Origin of the sequence: Paracoccus marcusii (assembly GCF_028621715.1) — a bacterium.
Lineage (GTDB): Bacteria > Pseudomonadota > Alphaproteobacteria > Rhodobacterales > Rhodobacteraceae > Paracoccus > Paracoccus marcusii.
Map to the genome: position 1 here is coordinate 1,374,404 of NZ_CP117466.1, position 17,267 is coordinate 1,391,670.

The following is a 17,267-nucleotide window of genomic DNA, read 5'->3' on the forward strand; positions in this document are numbered from 1 at the left end:
ATGGCCGCGCGCGCGTTCCTGCCCTATGCCGACCCCCGCCTGCATCGCGCCGCCGCGCCGGTGGCAGAGATCACCGAATCCGTCCGCATGATCTGGGAGGACATGGTCGACACCATGGAGGCGATGCCCGGCGTGGGCCTGGCCGCGCCCCAGATCGGCATCATGATGGCGCTGGCCGTCGTCGATGCCTCGGGGCCGCGCGGACAGGCGGTCCGCATGGCCAACCCCCGGATCCTGCATGCCAGCGTCAAGCTGCGCGAGCACGAGGAGGCCAGCCCCAACCTGCCCGGCGTCTCGGCCCCGATCAGCCGCCCCCGGGCGGTCAAGGTGCGGTTCCTCAACCAGGACGGCGTCGAGGAGGACCGTGATTTCGTCGGCCTGTGGGCCATCAGCGTCCAGCACCAGATCGACCACCTGGCCGGGCGGATGTATGTCGACCACCTGACCCCCCTGCGCCGCAAGATGCTGGTCGCGCGGTCGGCCAAGCTGCACCGCCGCTGATTTTTTCCGTCGTTATGGAATAGAACGACCCGTCGTCCCGTTCTGCTGTCGAATGGCCCGGAAGGCCGTCCGTGCAACGGGGACCGGCGTCGCGCCCCGTCGCAAGATCGCCGCGGCGCCAGGATTTTCAGAAGGATGCACCCCATGGCACGACTGTTCGGAAATGACGACGACAACCGCCTGACCGGCACCAACGTGGCCGACCTGATCTATGGCCGGTCGGGTGACGATGCGCTCTATGGCTTTCGTGGCAACGACACGATCGACGGAGGCGAGGGCAACGACCGCATCTGGGCCGGCGAGGGCGCGAACCGCGTGTCCGGCGGCTCGGGGAACGATCGCATCTGGGCGGGCGCGGGCAGCGACGTGATCGCCGCCGGCGAGGGCAATGACATCGTCGCCGCCGGCCACGGCAACAACCGCGTCTGGGGCGGCGATGGCGACGACGTCCTATACGCCGGCGCCGGGCGCGACACGCTGGACGGCGGTGACGGAAACGACCGCATGGCGTCGGGGGCGGGCAACGACATCCTGACCGGGGGCGAGGGCGACGACCGGATGATCGCGGGCTTCGGCGCCGACCGCCTGATCGCCGGAGAGGGCAACGACACGCTGAACGGCGGGCTGGGCAACGACACGATGACCGGCGGCGAGGGGGCGGACGTGTTCGTCTTCAACGGCGGGCGCGACCGGATCACCGACTTCGAGAACGGCGACGACGACATCGACCTGCGCGCCCTGGCCAATGTCGACAGCTATGCCCAGATCCGCGGCGCCGCCGTGCAGAGCGGGTCCGACGTCGTGCTGAATTTTGGCCCCAACCAGCTGGTCATCGAGGATTTCCGCCTGAACCAGATGAGCAGCGACGACTTCTCCTGGTAAGATCTTTTGGCGGTCCCCCCGCGCAGGTTCGCCCTGCGCGGGGTTTTTTTTCATGTCTGCGCAGGCAGGTCGTCGCGCACCCGCTCCCACGCCAGGGTCAGGTGGCGGCCCAGGATGTCCGACAGTCCGTCCGCATCCCGCGCCTCCAGCGCCGCGATCATCCGTTCGTGTTCGCCGACCGCGCTGGCCCATTTTTCCGCACCTTCGTGCCCGATGAAGCGGACGCGCTTCAACCGGGTCTGCAGGCGGGCATGCACCTCGGACAGGGCACCGTTGTCGGCAAGTGCCACGATGGCCGTATGGATCGCCTGGTTCAGCTTGTAATAGGCCATGCGGTCGCGCCGGGCATAGCAGGCGAGCATCCTGTCATGCAGCGCCCGCACCCCCGCGATGCCCGCATCCGTCGCCTGCGCGCAGGCGATGATCCCTGCCTGCTGCTCCAGGATGCGGATCACCTCCAGCATGTCGCGGACCTCGCGCGCGCCGAACTGCTTGACCACCGCGCCCCGTGCCGGGACCAGTTCGACCAGCCCCTCGGATGCCAGGTACTTAATCGCCTCGCGCAGCGGCGTGCGGGACACGCCCAGCTGCTGGCCGATCTGGCCCTCGTTCAGGCGGGTCCCGGGTGGCAGCTGCCCTTCGATGATCATGTCGCGCAGACGCGACAGGATCGCGTCCAGCAGGGGCAGGCGTTCGATGCGGGCGTCTGTGTCTGACATGTCGGTCACCGGCGTCTCCGTTGGCGCGTCTCTCTCTGGCTATGACGGCGGGGGTGGCAAGTCAATATTGCCTTCTGTGTGCTGTATACAGAATTATTGATACGCTTTTGGGGCCGTGCTAGCAAGAACCCGGGACGTGATTCGGGAGGGGGATCGATGTCGGGGAACACCATGCGTTGGACGCCGCAGGACTGGCCCATCGCCTGTGCGATGATCCCGTTCGCATCCGTCCAGGATGCCGGGCCGGCCGCCTGGGCGCGCGATCTGGGCCAGGTCGCGGCGGCGGGGTTCGATGCGGTCGATCCGACCGACAGCTGGCTGCGGCTGGCCGATCTGGACGATGCTGGACGGGCGCGGTTCGTGGCGATCTGCCGTGACCTGGGACTGACCGTTCCGGCCATCTCGACCTCACGGCGCAGCGTGATCGACCCGGTGCAGGGTGACGACCATCTGGCCTATTGCCATCGTGTCATCGACTGCGCCGCCGATCTTGGCGCGGGGCATGTCAGCTTTGGCCTGTTCGGCCCGCTGAGCGACGCGCAGCGCGCCGCCCTGTGGTTCTGGACCGAGCCGGGGGTGACGAACCCCGACGACCCCGCCACCCGCGCCCTGGCCGTTGCCCGCATCCGCGACCTGGGCCGCCACGCCGCCGATCGCGGCATCCACGTCGCGCTGGAGATGTACGAGGACACCTATTTGGGCACCGCCTCCGACGCGGTCGCCTTCGTCACCGACGTGGACCTCCCGTCGGTCGGGCTGAACATCGATATCGGCAACCTGATCCGCCTGCATCGGCCCGTGCAGCCCTGGACGGAGATGATCGCGCTGTGCGCGCCTTTCGCGGGCTACTGGCACGTCAAGAACTACTACCGGATGACCGACCCGTCGGGGGTCATCCTGTCCCATCCCGCGCCCATGATGGGCGGCACCATCAACTGGCGCGCGGCGATCAACACCGCGCTGGACCTGGGCTTTTCCAGCCCCTTCCTGGTCGAGCATTACGGCGGCGACGGACTTGGGGTCTGCGCCGAGAACCGCGACTACATCCGCCGCATCCTGGCGCAGAGAAGGACCCTGCCATGACCAAGATCGTGGACCGCCCCGAGGATTTCGCCGCGACCGCGCTGGCGGGATTCTGCGCCGCCCATGCCGACCGTGTCATTCCCGTCCCGCACGGCGCGTTGCGCGCATATGCCGGGGCGCCGGGCAAGGTGGCCTTGGTCGTGGGCGGAGGGTCGGGGCATTATCCGGCGTTCCTGGGCTATGTCGGTCCGGGCCTGGCCGACGGGGCGGTGGCGGGGGACGTTTTCGCGTCACCCTCGACCAGTGCGGTGGCCGGGGTGGCGCGGGCGGCGGACCTGGGCGGAGGCGTCATCCTGGGCTTTGGAAACTATGCGGGCGACGTGCTGAACTTTGGCGCCGCTGCCGAACGTCTGCGCGCCGAAGGGATCGATGCGCGCATCCTGGCCGTGACCGATGACGTGGCCAGCGCGCCCGCGACCGACGCAGCGCGCAGGCGGGGCGTGGCGGGCGACCTGCTGGTCTTCAAGATCGCCGGTGCCGCGGCCGAGGCGGGCCTGGATCTGGACGCGGTGATGGATCTGGCCGGACGCGCCAATGCGCGGACCGTGTCCTTCGGGCTGGCCTTCGACGGCTGCACCCTGCCGGGACAGGCGGCACCCCTGTTCACCGTGCCCGAGGGGCAGGTCGCCCTTGGCCTGGGCATCCACGGCGAGCCGGGGATCGCCGAGCAGGCCATCCTGCCCGCTGCCGATCTGGCCCGGATGCTGCTGGAGCCGCTGCTGGCGGAACGGCCCCAAGGCCATGACGGCCGCGTGGCCGTGGTCCTGAACGGCCTTGGCCGCACGAAATACGAGGAACTGTTTGTCCTGTGGCATCATCTGACCGGGCTGATGACCGACGCTGGCCTGACCGTCATCGACCCCGAGGTCGGAGAGTTCGTGACCAGCCTGGACATGGAGGGGTGCTCTCTGTCGATCCTGTGGCTGGACGATGCGCTGGCCGATCTGTGGTGTGCGCCTGCTGATGCACCCGCCTTCCGCAAGGGGACCGTGGCCGCCCAGGGCGCGCGTCAGGTGGCCCGCGAGGGAGCGGCCATCGCAGCGGTTCCGCGCGGCGAACCCGCCAGTGCGGCGCAGGCCGGCTGCGTGGCCGACATCGTGGCACGGTTGGCCCAGGCGCTGGCCGAGGCAGAGGCAGAATTGGGCCGCATCGACGCCATCGCGGGCGACGGCGATCACGGCCAGGGCATGGCGCGCGGGTCGGCGGCAGCCGCGGCTGCGGCACGCGATGCGGCGGCGCAGGGCGCGGGCGCGGGCACCGTCCTGTCGCTGGCGGGCGACGCCTGGGCGGATCGCGCGGGCGGCACGTCGGGTGCCCTGTGGGGCGTGGCCCTGCGTGCTTGGGGGCAGGCGCTGGGCGATACGGATGTGCCCGATGCGGCCCGCGTGGCCGCAGGGGCGCGGGCGGGGATCGATGCAGTGACCCGCCTGGGCGGCGCGCGGCCCGGCGACAAGACGCTGGTCGATGCCTTTGCGCCCTTCGTCGACACGCTGCAGGGGCAGGTCGCCCAAGGTGCCGCGCTGGCCGATGCCTGGGATGCCGCCGCCCGTGCGGCGACTGCCGCCGCCGACGCCACCGCCGACCTGACGCCGCGTCTTGGCCGGGCACGCCCGCTGGCGGAACGCAGCATCGGGCATCCCGATGCGGGCGCGATCTCGCTGGCGCTGTGCGCGCGGATCGTGGCCGGGGCGCTGGCACGCTGAATTCGGGCGGCGCGACCGACGCGCCGCCCACCAACAATATTCCAGACGGAGAGACACATGCGCATTGCTTTGGCCTTGGGGGATGCCGGGGGCGTCGGCCCGGAACTGGCGGCGAAACTGCTGGCCCATGACGACATGAAGGCCTTGGACGTGATCGTCGTGGGCGATGCGCGGGTGCTGGAGATGGGCGCGCGCCATGCAGGGGTCACGCTGGACCTGCCGCGGATCGGCGCCGATCAGGTCGGCCCCGACATGGCGCCGGGCCATGTGCTTCTGGATCTGGCGAATTGCGCGGTGGACGGCATGACCCTGGGCCAGTCCAGTGCCCATGCCGGCGCGGCCAGCCTGCAGAATTTCGGCTGCGTGCTGCAGCTGGCAGGGGCGGGGATCGCGGATGCGGCGATGTTCACGCCCTTCAACAAGCATTCGATGCGGCTGGCCCGTCCCAGCTATGTCGACGAGATCGGATTTATCGACGCGGTTCTGCACGCGGATCGCAGTGGGCGAGAGTTCAACGTCCTGGAGGAGGTCTGGAACGCCCGCGTGACCAGCCACATCCCGCTGCGCAAGGTGGCCGAGACGCTGACCACCGAACGCATCCTGGACAGCCTGCGCCTGACGGCCGAGGTGATGGCCGGTGCGGGCAAGCCCGGCGCGCGGATCGGCGTCGCCGCGCTGAACCCCCATGCGGGCGACGGCGGCAATTTCGGCCACGAGGATGACGAGATCCTGGCCCCCGCCGTGGCGCAGGCCGTGGCCCTGGGCATCGACGCCAAGGGGCCGATCCCGTCGGACACCGTCTTCGTGCGTGCCATCCGCGGCGAATTCGACGCGGTGCTGACCATGTATCACGACCAGGGCCAGATCGCGATGAAGCTGATGGGCTTTGACCGCGGCGTGACGCTGATCGCGGGTTACGGCTTTCCGATCGTGACGCCCGCGCATGGCACGGCCTTCGACATCGCGGGGCAGGGGCGCGCCGATCTGGGCGCGACGCTGACCGCCGCGCGGCTTGGCCGCGACCTGGCCGCGCTGAACCCTGCCCGCGCGCCGCGCGCGCTGCCCGCGGGCTGGGCGCAGGCAGAGGTCGCCCCGACATTGCTGGTCGCCGAATAGGCGCCCGGTCTTTTTCCCGCCGCAAGCGGGTCGCATCATCTTTGGGAGGAGAGATAAAATGACCATCAAGACCGCATTGATCGCAGGCACCGCCCTGCTGGCAGCCACCGTCCCGGCGCTGGCGGAATGGACCCCCGAACGCCCGGTGGAATTCGTCGTGGCATCCGGGGCCGGCGGCGGGACCGACAATTTCGCCCGCACCATCCAGGCCGCGCTGACGCGCAACGACATCCTGGACCAGAACATGGTCGTGCTGAACAAGGGCGGCGGTTCGGGGGCCGAGGCGTTCCTGTACGCCCGCCAGAACGCCGCCGATCCGCACAAGCTGATCTTCGGGACGAACAACGTCTATCTGCTGCCCCATGTGGCCCAGCTGGCCTATTCGGCCGAGGACCTGCAGCCCGTCGCAGCGCTGGCGCTGGACGAGTTCCTGATCTGGGTCAAGGCCGACGCCCCCTGGCAGACCTCGATGGAGCTGATCGAGGCGGCCAAGGCCGAACCCGGCGCCATCGTCTTTGGCGGCAGCCAGTCCAAGGACACCGACGAGACGCTGGTGGCGCTGATCGAACAGACCACCGGCGCCGATTTCAAGTACGTCCCCTTCAACGGCGGCGGAGAGGTCGGCGTGCAGCTGGCCGGCGGCCATATCGCCGCGAACGTCAACAACCCGAACGAGAACATCGGCCAGTGGCAGGCCGGCGCGATCCGTCCGCTGTGCGTGTTCTCGCCCGAACGGATGGCGGAATCCGAGCCGGTCAGCGGCGACATGGGCTGGCACGACATCCCGACCTGCGCCGAACAGGGGCTGGAGATCGAGCGGTACCAGATGCCGCGCACCGTCTGGCTGCCCGCGGGCACAGACCCCGAGGTGGTGGCCTTTTACCAGGACGCCCTGACCCGCGTGGCCGAGACCGAGGAATGGAAGGACTACCTTTCCAAGACCTCGCAGACCGCGGCGGTGCTGACCGGGGACGACCTGACGGCCTTCATCGAGGAGAACGAGGCCGCGACCGTGACCGTCTTCGAGGCCGAGGGTTGGGTCACCGCCGCCGCGCAGTAAGCGCATCGGGGCATCCGGGATCGTCCGGGTGCCCCTTTTGCCTATGGGGAAAGGGAGGGTCATGACCGTCAGACGTTTTCATGCCGAGATCGGCACGGCAATCACCACCGGTGCCCTGGGCGTGGCGGCCATCATCGGCGCCGCCGAACTGGGCACCGGGTGGAGCGATCATGGCCCGCAACCTGGCTATTTTCCCTTTTGGGTGGCGATCGTCCTGATCGCGGGCAGCCTGTGGAACCTGGGCAGCGCGCTGGTCGCGCATCGCAAGGCACAGCGCACGCCCCCCGACCCCCTGGATGACCCGGAGGAGCCGTTCCTGCCACGCCAGAACCTGATCCGCATCGCGACCTTCCTGGGGGCGATGACGGCCTTCGTCATCGGCATGCTGACGGTCGGCTTCTATGTCGCGGCGACCTTCTACATCGGGCTGACCGCCTGGCGGCAGGGCGGGTTCCGCCTGTGGAAAGGCCTGGCCATCGGCGCGGGTTTCGCCGTCAGCCTGTACCTGATCTTCGAGACGATTTTTCAGATTCCGCTGTTGAAGGGGCCGCTGGAGCCGCTTCTGGGCATCTATTAAGGGGCCGCGACAATGGGCAATTTCGATCTGCTGATGCACGGGTTTTCCGTGGCCATCACCCCGATGCACCTGATGCTGATGGTCGCGGGCGTGCTGATGGGACTGGTCGTGGGGGTGCTGCCCGGGCTGGGGGCGCCCAACGGGGTGTCGCTGCTGATCCCGCTGACCTTTGCGCTGGACCCGACATCGGCCATCATCCTGCTGACATCGATGTATTGGGGGGCGCTGTTCGGCGGGTCCACCACGTCGATCCTGTTCAACATTCCGGGGGAACCGTCATCGGTCGCCACCACCTTCGACGGCTATCCGATGGCGCGAAACGGCGAATCGACGCGCGCGCTGACGCTGGCCTTCGTGTCGGCGGGGGTGGGCGCGCTGATGGGTATTCTGGTCATCACCCTGCTGGCGGGCTGGGCGTCGCAATTCGCGCTGCGCTTCGGTGCGCCCGAATATTTCGCGGTCTATTTCCTGGCCTTCGCGGCCTTCATCGGCATGGGCAGCGCCGCCCCGATGAAGACGCTGGTGTCGCTGACGACCGGCCTGATCCTGACATCCGTGGGCATGGACAGCGTGACCGGGTCCATCCGCCTGACCTACGGGTTCTCGGACCTGCTGGGCGGGATCAGCTTCCTGGTGGTGGTGATCGGCCTCTTCGGCATCGGAGAGCTGTTGGCCACCGTGCAGGACGGGCTGCGGTTCCGCGGCGTGTCCTCCAGGATCGACCTGCGCGATGTGCTCAAGACCCTGGCCGAGCTGCCCAAGTATTGGGCCACGACCCTGCGGTCGGGCCTGATCGGCATCTGGATGGGCATCACGCCGGGCGGGCCGACGGCGGCCAGCTTCATGTCCTATGGCGTGGCGCGCCAGGCATCGCGCAAGGGCGCGGCCTTCGGGTCGGGACGCCCCGAGGGGATTGTCGCGCCTGAAACGGCGGATCACAGCGCGGGCACCTGCGCGATGCTGCCGATGCTGGCCCTGGGCGTGCCGTCCTCGGCCACCGCGGCGGTGATGATGGGTGGGCTGATGATCTGGGGCCTGACGCCGGGGCCGATGCTGTTCGCGACCCAGCCCGATTTCGTCTGGGGCCTGATCGCCAGCATGTACGTGTCGAACCTGCTGGGCGTGATCCTGGTCCTGGCCACCGTGCCGATGTTCGCGGCGCTGCTGCGCATCCCCTTCACCATCATCGGGCCGATGATCGTCGCGATCTGCTTCGTCGGCGCCTACACGGTGTCCGGGGCGACGTTCGATCTGTGGCTGGTGCTGATCTTCGGTTTCGTGGGCTTCATGTTCACCAAGCTGGACTATCCGCTGGCGCCATTGATCCTTGCCATGGTCCTGGGCCACAAGGCCGAGAACGCGTTCCACCAGTCGATGCTGCTGTCGGACGGATCGCTTGGCATCTTCTTTGCCAACCCGTTGGTGACAGGGATCATGATCGTGGCGCTGGCGCTGCTGATCCTGCCCAAGACGCTTGGCCTGGCGCTCAGCCTGCGCCGCAACCGCAAGGTGGTCGCATGAACCTGATTGGCCATTTTGCCGCCCGCCAGGCGCGCACCGTTCAGACCGCCATCATCGGGACCGGCGGGTTCGGGCGCAGCTTTCTGGCGCAGGCGCGCCATGTGGACGGGCTGGCCTGCCGGGTGGCGGTGGACCGCGATGCAGAGACGGCGGCGGCGGCGCTGGCATCTGTCGGCGTGGACCCCGCGCGGATCGCGGTCTGCGCCGATGCCGCCAGTGCGCGGGCGGCCTGGGAGGCCGGCGACTGCATCGCCGCGGGCGATCTGGCCGCTGTGGCCGCCCTCCCGCTGGACGTCGTGCTGGAGGCCACCGGCGACCCCGAGGCGGGTGCCCGCCATGCGGAGATGGCCATTGCAGCGGGACATCACGTCGTCATGGTCACCAAGGAGACCGACAGCGTCATCGGCCCGATCCTGTCGCGCATGGCCCGCGACCGGGGCGTGGTCGTGGCGCCGGTGGACGGTGATCAGCCCAGCCTGCTGATCGGGCTTGCGACCTGGGCGCAGGTCATCGGCCTGCGGATCGTCGCGGCGGGCAAGTCCAGCGAATACGATTTCGTCTTCGATCCCGATACGGGGCAGGCGATCAGCAATGGCACGGCTGTGGCCGCGCCGGGGCTGGCCGACTGGCTGGACCCGGCGGATCGGCCCTGGGCCGATGTGGCCGCGGGCCGGGCGCACGCCCTGCGCGCGCTGCCGCAGCGCGCCGTGCCGGACCTGTGCGAACTGACACTGGTCGCCAATGCCCTGGGGCTGATGCCGGACCGTTCTGACCTGCACGCCCCCATCGCCCGCATCCCCGAGGTCGCGGACCTGATGACCGACCAGGACGGGCTCCTGTCGGGGCAGGGGCGGCTGGACGTGTTCCACTGCCTGCGCTTGGCCGGCGAGGTCAGCTTCGCGGGCGGCGTCTTCGTCACCGTGGCCTGCGATGACGCCGCGACATGGGACATGCTGCGCGACAAGGGCCATGTCGTGTCCCGCGACGGGCGCACCGCGATGATCGGCCTGCCGCGCCACTTGCTGGGGCTGGAGGCCGCGACCACGGTGTTTGAGGCCGCCTTGCACGGCGTCTCCTCCGGCGCGCGCGCCCCGCGCCCGGTCGTGGATCTGACCGCCTTCGCCGAGTCCTACCTGCCCGCCGGCACCGTCCTGCGGGCCGAGGGGCATCATCACAGCATCGCCCATGTCTCGGGCCGCATGACGCCCGCGCGGGCGGTCGCGGACGATGCGCCGGTGCCGTACTACCTGGCCGCCGGGCGGACGCTGCGCCGCGACGTCGCGGCAGGGCAACCGATTCTGTGTGGCGACGTTGCACTGGACGAAGGCTCGACGCTCCTCCGGCTGCGCCGGATGCAGGACGCCGTCACCGATTGGGGGCTTGTCTCCGGGGCTTGAAGCCCGTCCGCCACGCGGGCATTGAGGGCAGGCACCAACCGGAGGCCTGCCCGATGCGCGTGATCTTCATGGGAACGCCCGACTTCTCGGTCCCCGCCCTGCGGGCCATCGCCGCGCGCCACTACGTGGTGGCGGTCTATTCCCAACCGCCCCGCGCGGCCGGACGCGGGCAGAAGCCCCGCCCCTCTCCGGTGGCCTTGGCGGCGCAGGACCTGGGGATCCCGGTCCGCACCCCCGCCCGCCTGCGCGACCCCCAGGACCAGGCCGACTTCGCTGCGCTTGACGCGGATGTGGCGGTGGTCGTGGCCTATGGCCTGATCCTGCCGCAGCCGGTGCTGGATGCACCGCGCCTTGGCTGCTTGAACATTCATGCTTCAATTTTGCCGCGCTGGCGAGGGGCGGCGCCCATCCACCGCGCGATCCTGGCGGGGGATGCGGAAACCGGCGTCGCGATCATGCAGATGGAGGCGGGGCTGGACACCGGCCCGGTGCTGGCCCTGACCCGCACGCCCATCGCCGCGGACGACACCACGGCCAGCCTGCACGACCGACTGTCGGCGATGGGGGCGGACCTGATCTGCGACGTGCTGGACCGCCTGCCGCTGCCTGCCGTGCCTCAGGCGCAGGATGGCGTGACCTACGCCGCCAAGATCGACAAGACCGAGGCGCGTATCGACTGGACCCTGCCTGCCGAACAGGTGGACCGCCAGATCCGCGGTCTGTCACCCTTTCCGGGGGCGTGGTGCATGATCGGGAACGAACGCGTAAAGCTGCTGGCCAGCACCGTCGTCCCGGGACAGGGTGACCCCGGAACGGTCCTGCCCGATTTCACCATCGTATGCGGCTCCGGGGCGGTGCGCATCACACTGGCACAACGTGCGGGCAAGCGGCCGATGACTCCTGCCGACCTGCTGCGCGGTTGGGCGCTGCCCCCCCGGTTGGGCTAGGGCTGCATCAGCGGCCCGTCGCGCCCGGACGTGGTGGGGGCTTGCCCCCACCCGGCGGGCGCGACCGCCATCGCGGGACGCAAACGGCGCCCCGCGTGATGTTCAGATCGCGCCGTGACAGTGCTTGAACTTCTTGCCCGATCCGCAGGGGCACGGATCGTTGCGCGCAGGCATCCCCCAGGTCGACGGATCGGCCTCGTCAAAGCCCGGGCGTGGCGCGGAAGGAGCCTCGGGCGCGGCAAGCGCGGGCGCTGCCGCCTCGGGTTCCGCCGATGCCTCCTCCTGGACATGCTGCTGCTGGCGGGCCATCTGGGCCGCCATCTCGTCGCGCTCGGCCTGCGTCAGGGGCCGGATCTGCGCCAGCCGCTGCGTCACGTCAAAGCGCAGGCCGTCCAGCAGCGTCTCGAACAGCTGGAAACCCTCGGTCTTGTACTCCGCCAACGGGTCGCGCTGCGCATAGCCGCGGAAGCCCACGACCGAACGCAGGTGATCCAGCGTCATCAGGTGCTCGCGCCATTTCTGGTCGATCTGCTGCAACAGGACCTGCTTCTCGATCTGCACCATGGTCTCGGGGCCGAAGGCCGCGGCCTTGTCCGCCATATAGGCGTCGCTGGCCTCGGTGATGCGTTCGCGCATCACGTCATGGTCCACGCCGTCCTCGGCCGCCCAATCCGCGATCGGCAGGTTCAGGTTCAGCCGCTCGCGGACTGATTTCTTCAGCCCTTCGGTGTCCCATTGCTCGGGATAGCTGCGGGGCGGCATGTGCTCGTCGATCAGGTCCTCGATCACCTGGTGCCGCATGTCGGCGGTGATCTCTCCAACCTCCTCGCTGTCCATGATCTCGCGGCGCTGGCCGAAGATCGCCTTGCGCTGATCGTTCATCACGTCGTCGAACTTCAGCAGCTGCTTGCGGATGTCGAAGTTGCGGCCCTCGACCTTGGCCTGTGCGCGTTCCAGCGACTTGTTCACCCACGGGTGGATGATCGCCTCGCCCTCCTTCATGCCAAGCGTCGAGAGGACCTTGTCCAGACGCTCGGAGCCGAAGATCCGCATCAGGTCGTCGTCCAGCGACAGGAAGAACAGCGACCGTCCGGGATCGCCCTGGCGGCCCGAACGGCCGCGCAGCTGGTTGTCGATCCGCCGGCTTTCGTGGCGTTCGGTGCCCAGCACGAACAGCCCGCCCGCCGCCAGGACCTTTTCCTTCTCTCCGGCATGCTCGGCCTCGATCCGGGCGCGCAGCTCGTCGGGATGGGCGTCCGGATCGGCCTTCAGGGCCTCCATCACCTTCATCTCGACATTGCCGCCCAGCTGGATGTCGGTGCCGCGACCGGCCATGTTGGTGGCGATCGTCACCGCGCCCAGCTTGCCGGCATCGGCCACGATCTGCGCCTCGGCCTCGTGCTGGCGGGCGTTCAGGACGTTGTGGGGCACGCCGTCCTTCTTCAGCATCTCGGACAGCAGCTCGGACTTCTCGATGCTGGTGGTGCCGACCAGGATCGGCTGACCCTTGGCATGGGCCTCCTTGATCGCCTCGACGACGGCGGCGTTCTTCTCGGTCGCGGTGCGATACACGCGGTCATGGTCGTCGATCCGCGCGATGCCGCGGTTGGTCGGAACCTCGACCACACCCAGCTTGTAGATCTCGGCGAATTCCTCGGCCTCGGTCGATGCCGTGCCGGTCATGCCCGCCAGGCGCTGGTACAGGCGGAAATAGTTCTGGAAGGTGACCGAGGCGAGGGTCACGTTCTCAGGCTGGATCTCGACGCCTTCCTTGGCCTCGATCGCCTGGTGCAGGCCGTCCGACAGGCGGCGGCCCTTCATCATCCGGCCGGTGAACTCGTCGATCAGCATCACCTCGCCGTCGCGCACCATGTAATGCTGGTCCCTCAGGAACAGCTTGTGCGCGCGCAGCGCCTGGCTGGCATGGTGGACGATGGTGGTCGATTCCGGATCATAGAGGGTCTGTCCCTCGGGCAGGACGCCGTCGGCCTGCAGACGCGTCTCCAGGAACTCGTTGCCGTCCTCGGTGAAGGTCGCGTTGCGGGACTTCTCGTCCAGCTTGTAATGCTCCTCGGTCAGCAGGGGCACATAGGCATCCAGGATGCGGTACAGCTCGGACCGGTCCTGGCTGGGGCCGCTGATGATCAGCGGCGTGCGTGCCTCGTCGATCAGGATGCTGTCGACCTCGTCGACGATGGCGAAGTTGTGACCGCGCTGGACCATCTCGGCCACGCTGCCCTTCATGTTGTCGCGCAGATAGTCGAAGCCCAGCTCGTTGTTGGTGGCATAGGTCACGTCGCAGGCATAGGCGTCGCGCTTTTCGCCCTCGGGCTGGAACGGCACGACCACGCCGCAGGACATGCCCAGCTGGGCATAGACCTTGGACATCCATTCGGCATCGCGTTTCGCCAGATAGTCGTTGACGGTGACGACATGGACGCCCTTGCCCGACAGCGCGTTCAGGTAGGCGGGAAAGGTGGCGACCAGGGTCTTGCCCTCGCCGGTCTTCATCTCGGCGATGTTGCCCTGATGCAGGAAGATCCCGCCCATCAGCTGCACGTCGAAGGCCCGCAGGCCAAGCGCGCGGCGCGCACCCTCGCGGCAGTTGGCGAACGCCTCGGGCAGGATGTCGTCCAGCGATTCGCCGCCCGCCACGCGGGCCTTGAATTCGGCGGTCTTGTCGACCAGCCCCTGATCGGACAATGCCTTGAAGCTGTCCTCAAGGGCGTTGATGCGGGCGACCAGCGCGCGCGTGCCCTTGACCTTGCGGTCATTGGGCGTGCCAAAGACCATCTTCGCCAGATTACCGATCATGTTACCTTCGCCATCACGTTGTCGGGAAGGGACGTCACCTGCGGCCCACTTGCCCGCGCCGGTCGCATTGCCGTATCAGGGGCGTTGAACGAACGCGGCGGCGGCGCCTTCCACGGAGTTGGTTTGGATGTAGGCGCAGCCCACCTGACTGTCAATGTTGGCCCGGCCCCCGCGGGGGTGCGCGCCGTGAAAGGACCCATCCCCATGACCCGATCGACTTTGCTGGCCGCAGCCGTGCTTGCCGCCCTTTCCGCCCCCGCCCTGGCGCAGGACGCCGATGCCGACCAGGTGGTCGCCACCGTGAACGGCCAGGAGATCACCCTGGGCCAGATGATCGTCATGAAGCAGTCGATCCAGGACCCGGCCATGGCCGAGATGCCCGACCAGGCGCTGTGGGACGTGATGCTGGACCAGCTGATCCGCCAGACCGCCGTGGCCGAATCCGCCGAGGACACCGCCGGCGTGCGCGCCCAGCTGGAGCTGCAGCGCCGCAACACCCTGGCCTCGGCCGCGGTCAGCCAGATCGCCCAGGCCGAGCCCACCGAGGAGGAGCTGCAGGCCAGCTATGACCGCCTGTTCGCCGATGCGGGCAGCGTGACGGAATACAACGCCGCCCATATCCTGGTCGACAGCCAGGAGAAGGCCGCCGAACTGAAGGCCGAGGTCGATGGCGGCGCCGATTTCGGCACCGTGGCCGAGGCGAACTCGACCGGGCCGTCGGGTCCGAACAAAGGCGACCTGGGCTGGTTCGCCGCCGACCAGATGGTGCCGCCCTTTGCCGAGGCCGTCGCCGCGCTGGAGCCGGGCCAGGTCAGCGACCCGGTCGAGACCGAATTCGGCTGGCACGTCATCAAGCTGAACGAGACCCGCCTGCGCGAGGCGCCCCCGCTGGCCGAGGTCCGTGACCAGATCAGCCAGATGGTCCTGCGCGAGAAGGTCGAGGCCCAGATCCAGAGCCTGGTGACCGCCGCCGACGTCAAGAAGACCGAAGGTCTGGACCCCGCCCAGCTGAACGCCACCGACCTGCTGGAGGCCGAGTGATGGGAAAGGCGGGTCTGCCTGTCTCGCCTCTGGCACCTGCGCGGTTTCCTGACCTGCCGGTGATCGCGGGCGTCGATTTCGCCAGCGCCGCCGCCGGGATCAAGTACCAGGGCCGCAGCGACGTCACGCTGATCCGCATCGCGCCGGGCAGCACTGTGGCCGGGGCCTTCACCCGGTCGTCCACGCGCGCCGCGTGCATCCTGGACAACCAGGCCAAGCTGGCGCAGGGGGGCGATGCGCCTGACGGCGCGGCGATCCTGATCAATTCCGGCAACGCCAATGCCTTCACCGGCGCGCGCGGCCAGCAGTCGGTCGATGCCGTCTGCGCGGCCGTGGCGGGTGCGCTTGACCTGCCGCAGGGGCGGGTCTTCACCTCGTCGACCGGCGTGATCGGAGAGCCGCTGCCGCACGAGCGGATCGTGGCCATCGTGGGCGATCTGGCACGTGATCTGGATGCGGGCGGGGTCGCCGATGCGGCGCGTGCGATCATGACCACCGACACCTTTCCCAAGGGCGCGTCCGCGATCCTGGCGGACGGCACCCGCATCGCGGGCATCGCCAAGGGTTCTGGGATGATCGCGCCCGACATGGCGACGATGCTGGTCTATCTGTTCACCGATGCCACGGTGCCTGCAGCCGTGCTGCAGCAGGCACTGTCCTCCGGGCTGGACGCGACCTTCAACGCGATCACCGTGGACAGCGACACGTCCACGTCCGACGCGCTGATCCTGGCCGCGACGGGGCAGGGGGCGGGCGCGCCCATCACCGATCTGGACAGCGATGCGGGGCGCGACTTCGTGACCGCGCTGCACGGCGTCATGCGCGATCTGGCCCATCAGGTCGTCCGCGACGGCGAGGGTGCGACCAAGTTCGTCGAGATCGCCGTGACGGGCGCCGCGGATGCGGCCGACGCGCATCGCGTGGCCATGGCCATCGCCAATTCGCCGCTGGTCAAGACCGCCATCGCCGGACAGGACGCGAACTGGGGCCGCATCGTGGCTGCGGTGGGAAAGTCGGGCGCGCGCGCCGACCGTGACCGCCTGTGCATCGCGTTCGGGGACATGGTCGTGGCCCGCGACGGCTGGCGCGATCCCGACTATGACGAAGCCGCCGCCAGTGCCTACATGCGCAACCAGGACCTGCGGATCGCGGTCGATCTGGGCCTGGGCGACGCGGCGCGGACGGTCTGGACCTGCGATCTGACGCACGGCTATATCGACATCAACGCGGATTACCGGTCGTGAAGACCGTCCTGGTGTCCGCGGTGGCACTGATCGATCCCGACGGGCGTGTGCTTCTGGCACAGCGCCCGCCGGGCAAGTCCATGGCGGGCCTGTGGGAATTCCCCGGCGGTAAGGTCGAACCCGGAGAGACCCCCGAGGCCGCCCTGATCCGCGAGCTGGAGGAGGAGCTGGGCATCCAGACCTGGAACAGCTGCTTGGCACCGCTGACCTTTGCCAGCCACGCCTATGACATGTTCCACCTGCTGATGCCGCTGTTCGCCTGCCGCCGCTGGCAAGGAATCGTCCAGCCGCGCGAAGGGCAGCAGCTGGCTTGGGTCCGGGCGCGCGATTTGCGCGATTACCCCATGCCGGCGGCAGACATTCCCCTCATCCCGGCCCTGCAGATGTGGCTATAGTGTCGCAAATTTGAGTGATCCGATTGCATTGTTGCTGAAAAAAGTCGTAGATGATCAAGTTGCGAACGATTTTTTAACCATTTCATGACTAACTTTGTTTAGGGCACAGAGGAGGCTTGACATGATTCGCACTATTTCCGTCGGCAGCTACATCTCGATCCAGGGTCTATTCGAAGGCTCGACCGCGGATGGGAACATCCTGGTCCGCGTCGGCAACCGCACCTTCGAGGGCAAGCCGGTCGGCCACTGACCGTTCCGGCGCACGGG

General features: G+C 68.6%; 16 protein-coding genes. 14 read left to right on the forward strand and 2 right to left on the reverse strand.

Features of this window, described 5'->3' with window-relative positions; all coding sequences use genetic code 11:
• Entirely contained in the window at window positions 1-501 is a 501-nt protein-coding gene (gene def / locus PRL19_RS06750; RefSeq protein ID WP_273744320.1) for a peptide deformylase, read from the forward strand.
• A 144-nt stretch (window positions 502-645) separates the two neighbouring features.
• The gene (locus PRL19_RS06755; RefSeq protein WP_273744321.1) at window positions 646-1,383 is read left to right on the forward strand and encodes a calcium-binding protein; all 738 of its coding nucleotides are present in this window, start codon (window positions 646-648) and stop codon (window positions 1,381-1,383) included.
• Between the two features lie 50 nt (window positions 1,384-1,433).
• Here the strand turns inward: PRL19_RS06755 and PRL19_RS06760 are convergent, their stop codons facing one another.
• Window positions 1,434-2,102, reverse strand: a complete 669-nt coding sequence (locus PRL19_RS06760) for a GntR family transcriptional regulator (protein WP_273744472.1) — start codon at window positions 2,100-2,102, stop codon at window positions 1,434-1,436.
• A 171-nt stretch (window positions 2,103-2,273) separates the two neighbouring features.
• Here PRL19_RS06760 and PRL19_RS06765 point away from each other — a divergent pair, with 171 nt between their 5' ends.
• From PRL19_RS06765 to fmt, 8 genes are all read left to right on the forward strand, one after another.
• On the forward strand, window positions 2,274-3,185 hold the full coding sequence (locus tag PRL19_RS06765) for a sugar phosphate isomerase/epimerase family protein (protein ID WP_273744322.1): 912 nt from the start codon (window positions 2,274-2,276) through the stop codon (window positions 3,183-3,185).
• A complete protein-coding gene (locus PRL19_RS06770) occupies window positions 3,182-4,888 on the forward strand; it encodes a dihydroxyacetone kinase family protein (protein WP_273744323.1) in 1,707 nt (568 codons plus the stop codon). The genes PRL19_RS06765 and PRL19_RS06770 overlap by 4 nt, the downstream gene beginning before the upstream one ends.
• A gap of 57 nt (window positions 4,889-4,945) precedes the next feature.
• Window positions 4,946-6,004: a 4-hydroxythreonine-4-phosphate dehydrogenase PdxA gene (locus PRL19_RS06775; protein WP_148911447.1), complete on the forward strand. Its 1,059-nt coding sequence runs from the start codon at window positions 4,946-4,948 to the stop codon at window positions 6,002-6,004.
• Between the two features lie 58 nt (window positions 6,005-6,062).
• Window positions 6,063-7,064, forward strand: a complete 1,002-nt coding sequence (locus tag PRL19_RS06780) for a Bug family tripartite tricarboxylate transporter substrate binding protein (protein WP_273744324.1) — start codon at window positions 6,063-6,065, stop codon at window positions 7,062-7,064.
• Between the two features lie 61 nt (window positions 7,065-7,125).
• Complete coding sequence (locus tag PRL19_RS06785) at window positions 7,126-7,641, forward strand: tripartite tricarboxylate transporter TctB family protein (protein WP_273744325.1); 516 nt, start codon at window positions 7,126-7,128, stop codon at window positions 7,639-7,641.
• Between the two features lie 12 nt (window positions 7,642-7,653).
• Entirely contained in the window at window positions 7,654-9,162 is a 1,509-nt protein-coding gene (locus tag PRL19_RS06790) for a tripartite tricarboxylate transporter permease (RefSeq protein WP_273744326.1), read from the forward strand.
• On the forward strand, window positions 9,159-10,559 hold the full coding sequence (locus PRL19_RS06795) for a flagellar biosynthesis protein FlgA (protein ID WP_273744327.1): 1,401 nt from the start codon (window positions 9,159-9,161) through the stop codon (window positions 10,557-10,559). The genes PRL19_RS06790 and PRL19_RS06795 overlap by 4 nt, the downstream gene beginning before the upstream one ends.
• Window positions 10,560-10,612: 53 nt before the next feature.
• Window positions 10,613-11,506: a methionyl-tRNA formyltransferase gene (gene fmt / locus PRL19_RS06800; protein WP_273744328.1), complete on the forward strand. Its 894-nt coding sequence runs from the start codon at window positions 10,613-10,615 to the stop codon at window positions 11,504-11,506.
• 102 nt (window positions 11,507-11,608) lie between these two features.
• Here fmt and secA read toward each other — a convergent pair whose 3' ends face one another.
• Window positions 11,609-14,320 (reverse strand): preprotein translocase subunit SecA, encoded by a 2,712-nt coding sequence (gene secA / locus PRL19_RS06805; protein WP_273744329.1) that lies wholly within the window; start codon window positions 14,318-14,320, stop codon window positions 11,609-11,611.
• A 204-nt stretch (window positions 14,321-14,524) separates the two neighbouring features.
• On the opposite strand from secA, the gene PRL19_RS06810 reads away from it, so the two are divergent.
• The 4 genes from PRL19_RS06810 (at window position 14,525) to PRL19_RS06825 (ending at window position 17,250) form a co-directional block, all read left to right on the forward strand.
• Complete coding sequence (locus tag PRL19_RS06810) at window positions 14,525-15,361, forward strand: peptidylprolyl isomerase (protein WP_045981740.1); 837 nt, start codon at window positions 14,525-14,527, stop codon at window positions 15,359-15,361.
• Window positions 15,361-16,605, forward strand: a complete 1,245-nt coding sequence (gene argJ / locus PRL19_RS06815; protein ID WP_273744330.1) for a bifunctional glutamate N-acetyltransferase/amino-acid acetyltransferase ArgJ — start codon at window positions 15,361-15,363, stop codon at window positions 16,603-16,605. Before PRL19_RS06810 ends, argJ begins: the two co-directional genes overlap by 1 nt.
• Complete coding sequence (locus PRL19_RS06820) at window positions 16,602-17,000, forward strand: (deoxy)nucleoside triphosphate pyrophosphohydrolase (protein WP_273744331.1); 399 nt, start codon at window positions 16,602-16,604, stop codon at window positions 16,998-17,000. The genes argJ and PRL19_RS06820 overlap by 4 nt, the downstream gene beginning before the upstream one ends.
• A gap of 121 nt (window positions 17,001-17,121) precedes the next feature.
• Complete coding sequence (locus PRL19_RS06825) at window positions 17,122-17,250, forward strand: hypothetical protein (protein WP_045981737.1); 129 nt, start codon at window positions 17,122-17,124, stop codon at window positions 17,248-17,250.
• The last annotated feature ends 17 nt before the right edge of the window (window positions 17,251-17,267 follow it).

Coding starts and splice junctions, on each gene's coding strand:
- def (WP_273744320.1), top strand. CDS start 1: ATGGCCGCGCGCGCGTTCCTGCCCTATGCCGACCCCCGCCTGCATCGC.
- PRL19_RS06755 (WP_273744321.1), top strand. CDS start 646: ATGGCACGACTGTTCGGAAATGACGACGACAACCGCCTGACCGGCACC.
- PRL19_RS06760 (WP_273744472.1), bottom strand. CDS start 2,102: ATGTCAGACACAGACGCCCGCATCGAACGCCTGCCCCTGCTGGACGCG.
- PRL19_RS06765 (WP_273744322.1), top strand. CDS start 2,274: ATGCGTTGGACGCCGCAGGACTGGCCCATCGCCTGTGCGATGATCCCG.
- PRL19_RS06770 (WP_273744323.1), top strand. CDS start 3,182: ATGACCAAGATCGTGGACCGCCCCGAGGATTTCGCCGCGACCGCGCTG.
- PRL19_RS06775 (WP_148911447.1), top strand. CDS start 4,946: ATGCGCATTGCTTTGGCCTTGGGGGATGCCGGGGGCGTCGGCCCGGAA.
- PRL19_RS06780 (WP_273744324.1), top strand. CDS start 6,063: ATGACCATCAAGACCGCATTGATCGCAGGCACCGCCCTGCTGGCAGCC.
- PRL19_RS06785 (WP_273744325.1), top strand. CDS start 7,126: ATGACCGTCAGACGTTTTCATGCCGAGATCGGCACGGCAATCACCACC.
- PRL19_RS06790 (WP_273744326.1), top strand. CDS start 7,654: ATGGGCAATTTCGATCTGCTGATGCACGGGTTTTCCGTGGCCATCACC.
- PRL19_RS06795 (WP_273744327.1), top strand. CDS start 9,159: ATGAACCTGATTGGCCATTTTGCCGCCCGCCAGGCGCGCACCGTTCAG.
- fmt (WP_273744328.1), top strand. CDS start 10,613: ATGCGCGTGATCTTCATGGGAACGCCCGACTTCTCGGTCCCCGCCCTG.
- secA (WP_273744329.1), bottom strand. CDS start 14,320: ATGATCGGTAATCTGGCGAAGATGGTCTTTGGCACGCCCAATGACCGC.
- PRL19_RS06810 (WP_045981740.1), top strand. CDS start 14,525: ATGACCCGATCGACTTTGCTGGCCGCAGCCGTGCTTGCCGCCCTTTCC.
- argJ (WP_273744330.1), top strand. CDS start 15,361: ATGGGAAAGGCGGGTCTGCCTGTCTCGCCTCTGGCACCTGCGCGGTTT.
- PRL19_RS06825 (WP_045981737.1), top strand. CDS start 17,122: ATGATTCGCACTATTTCCGTCGGCAGCTACATCTCGATCCAGGGTCTA.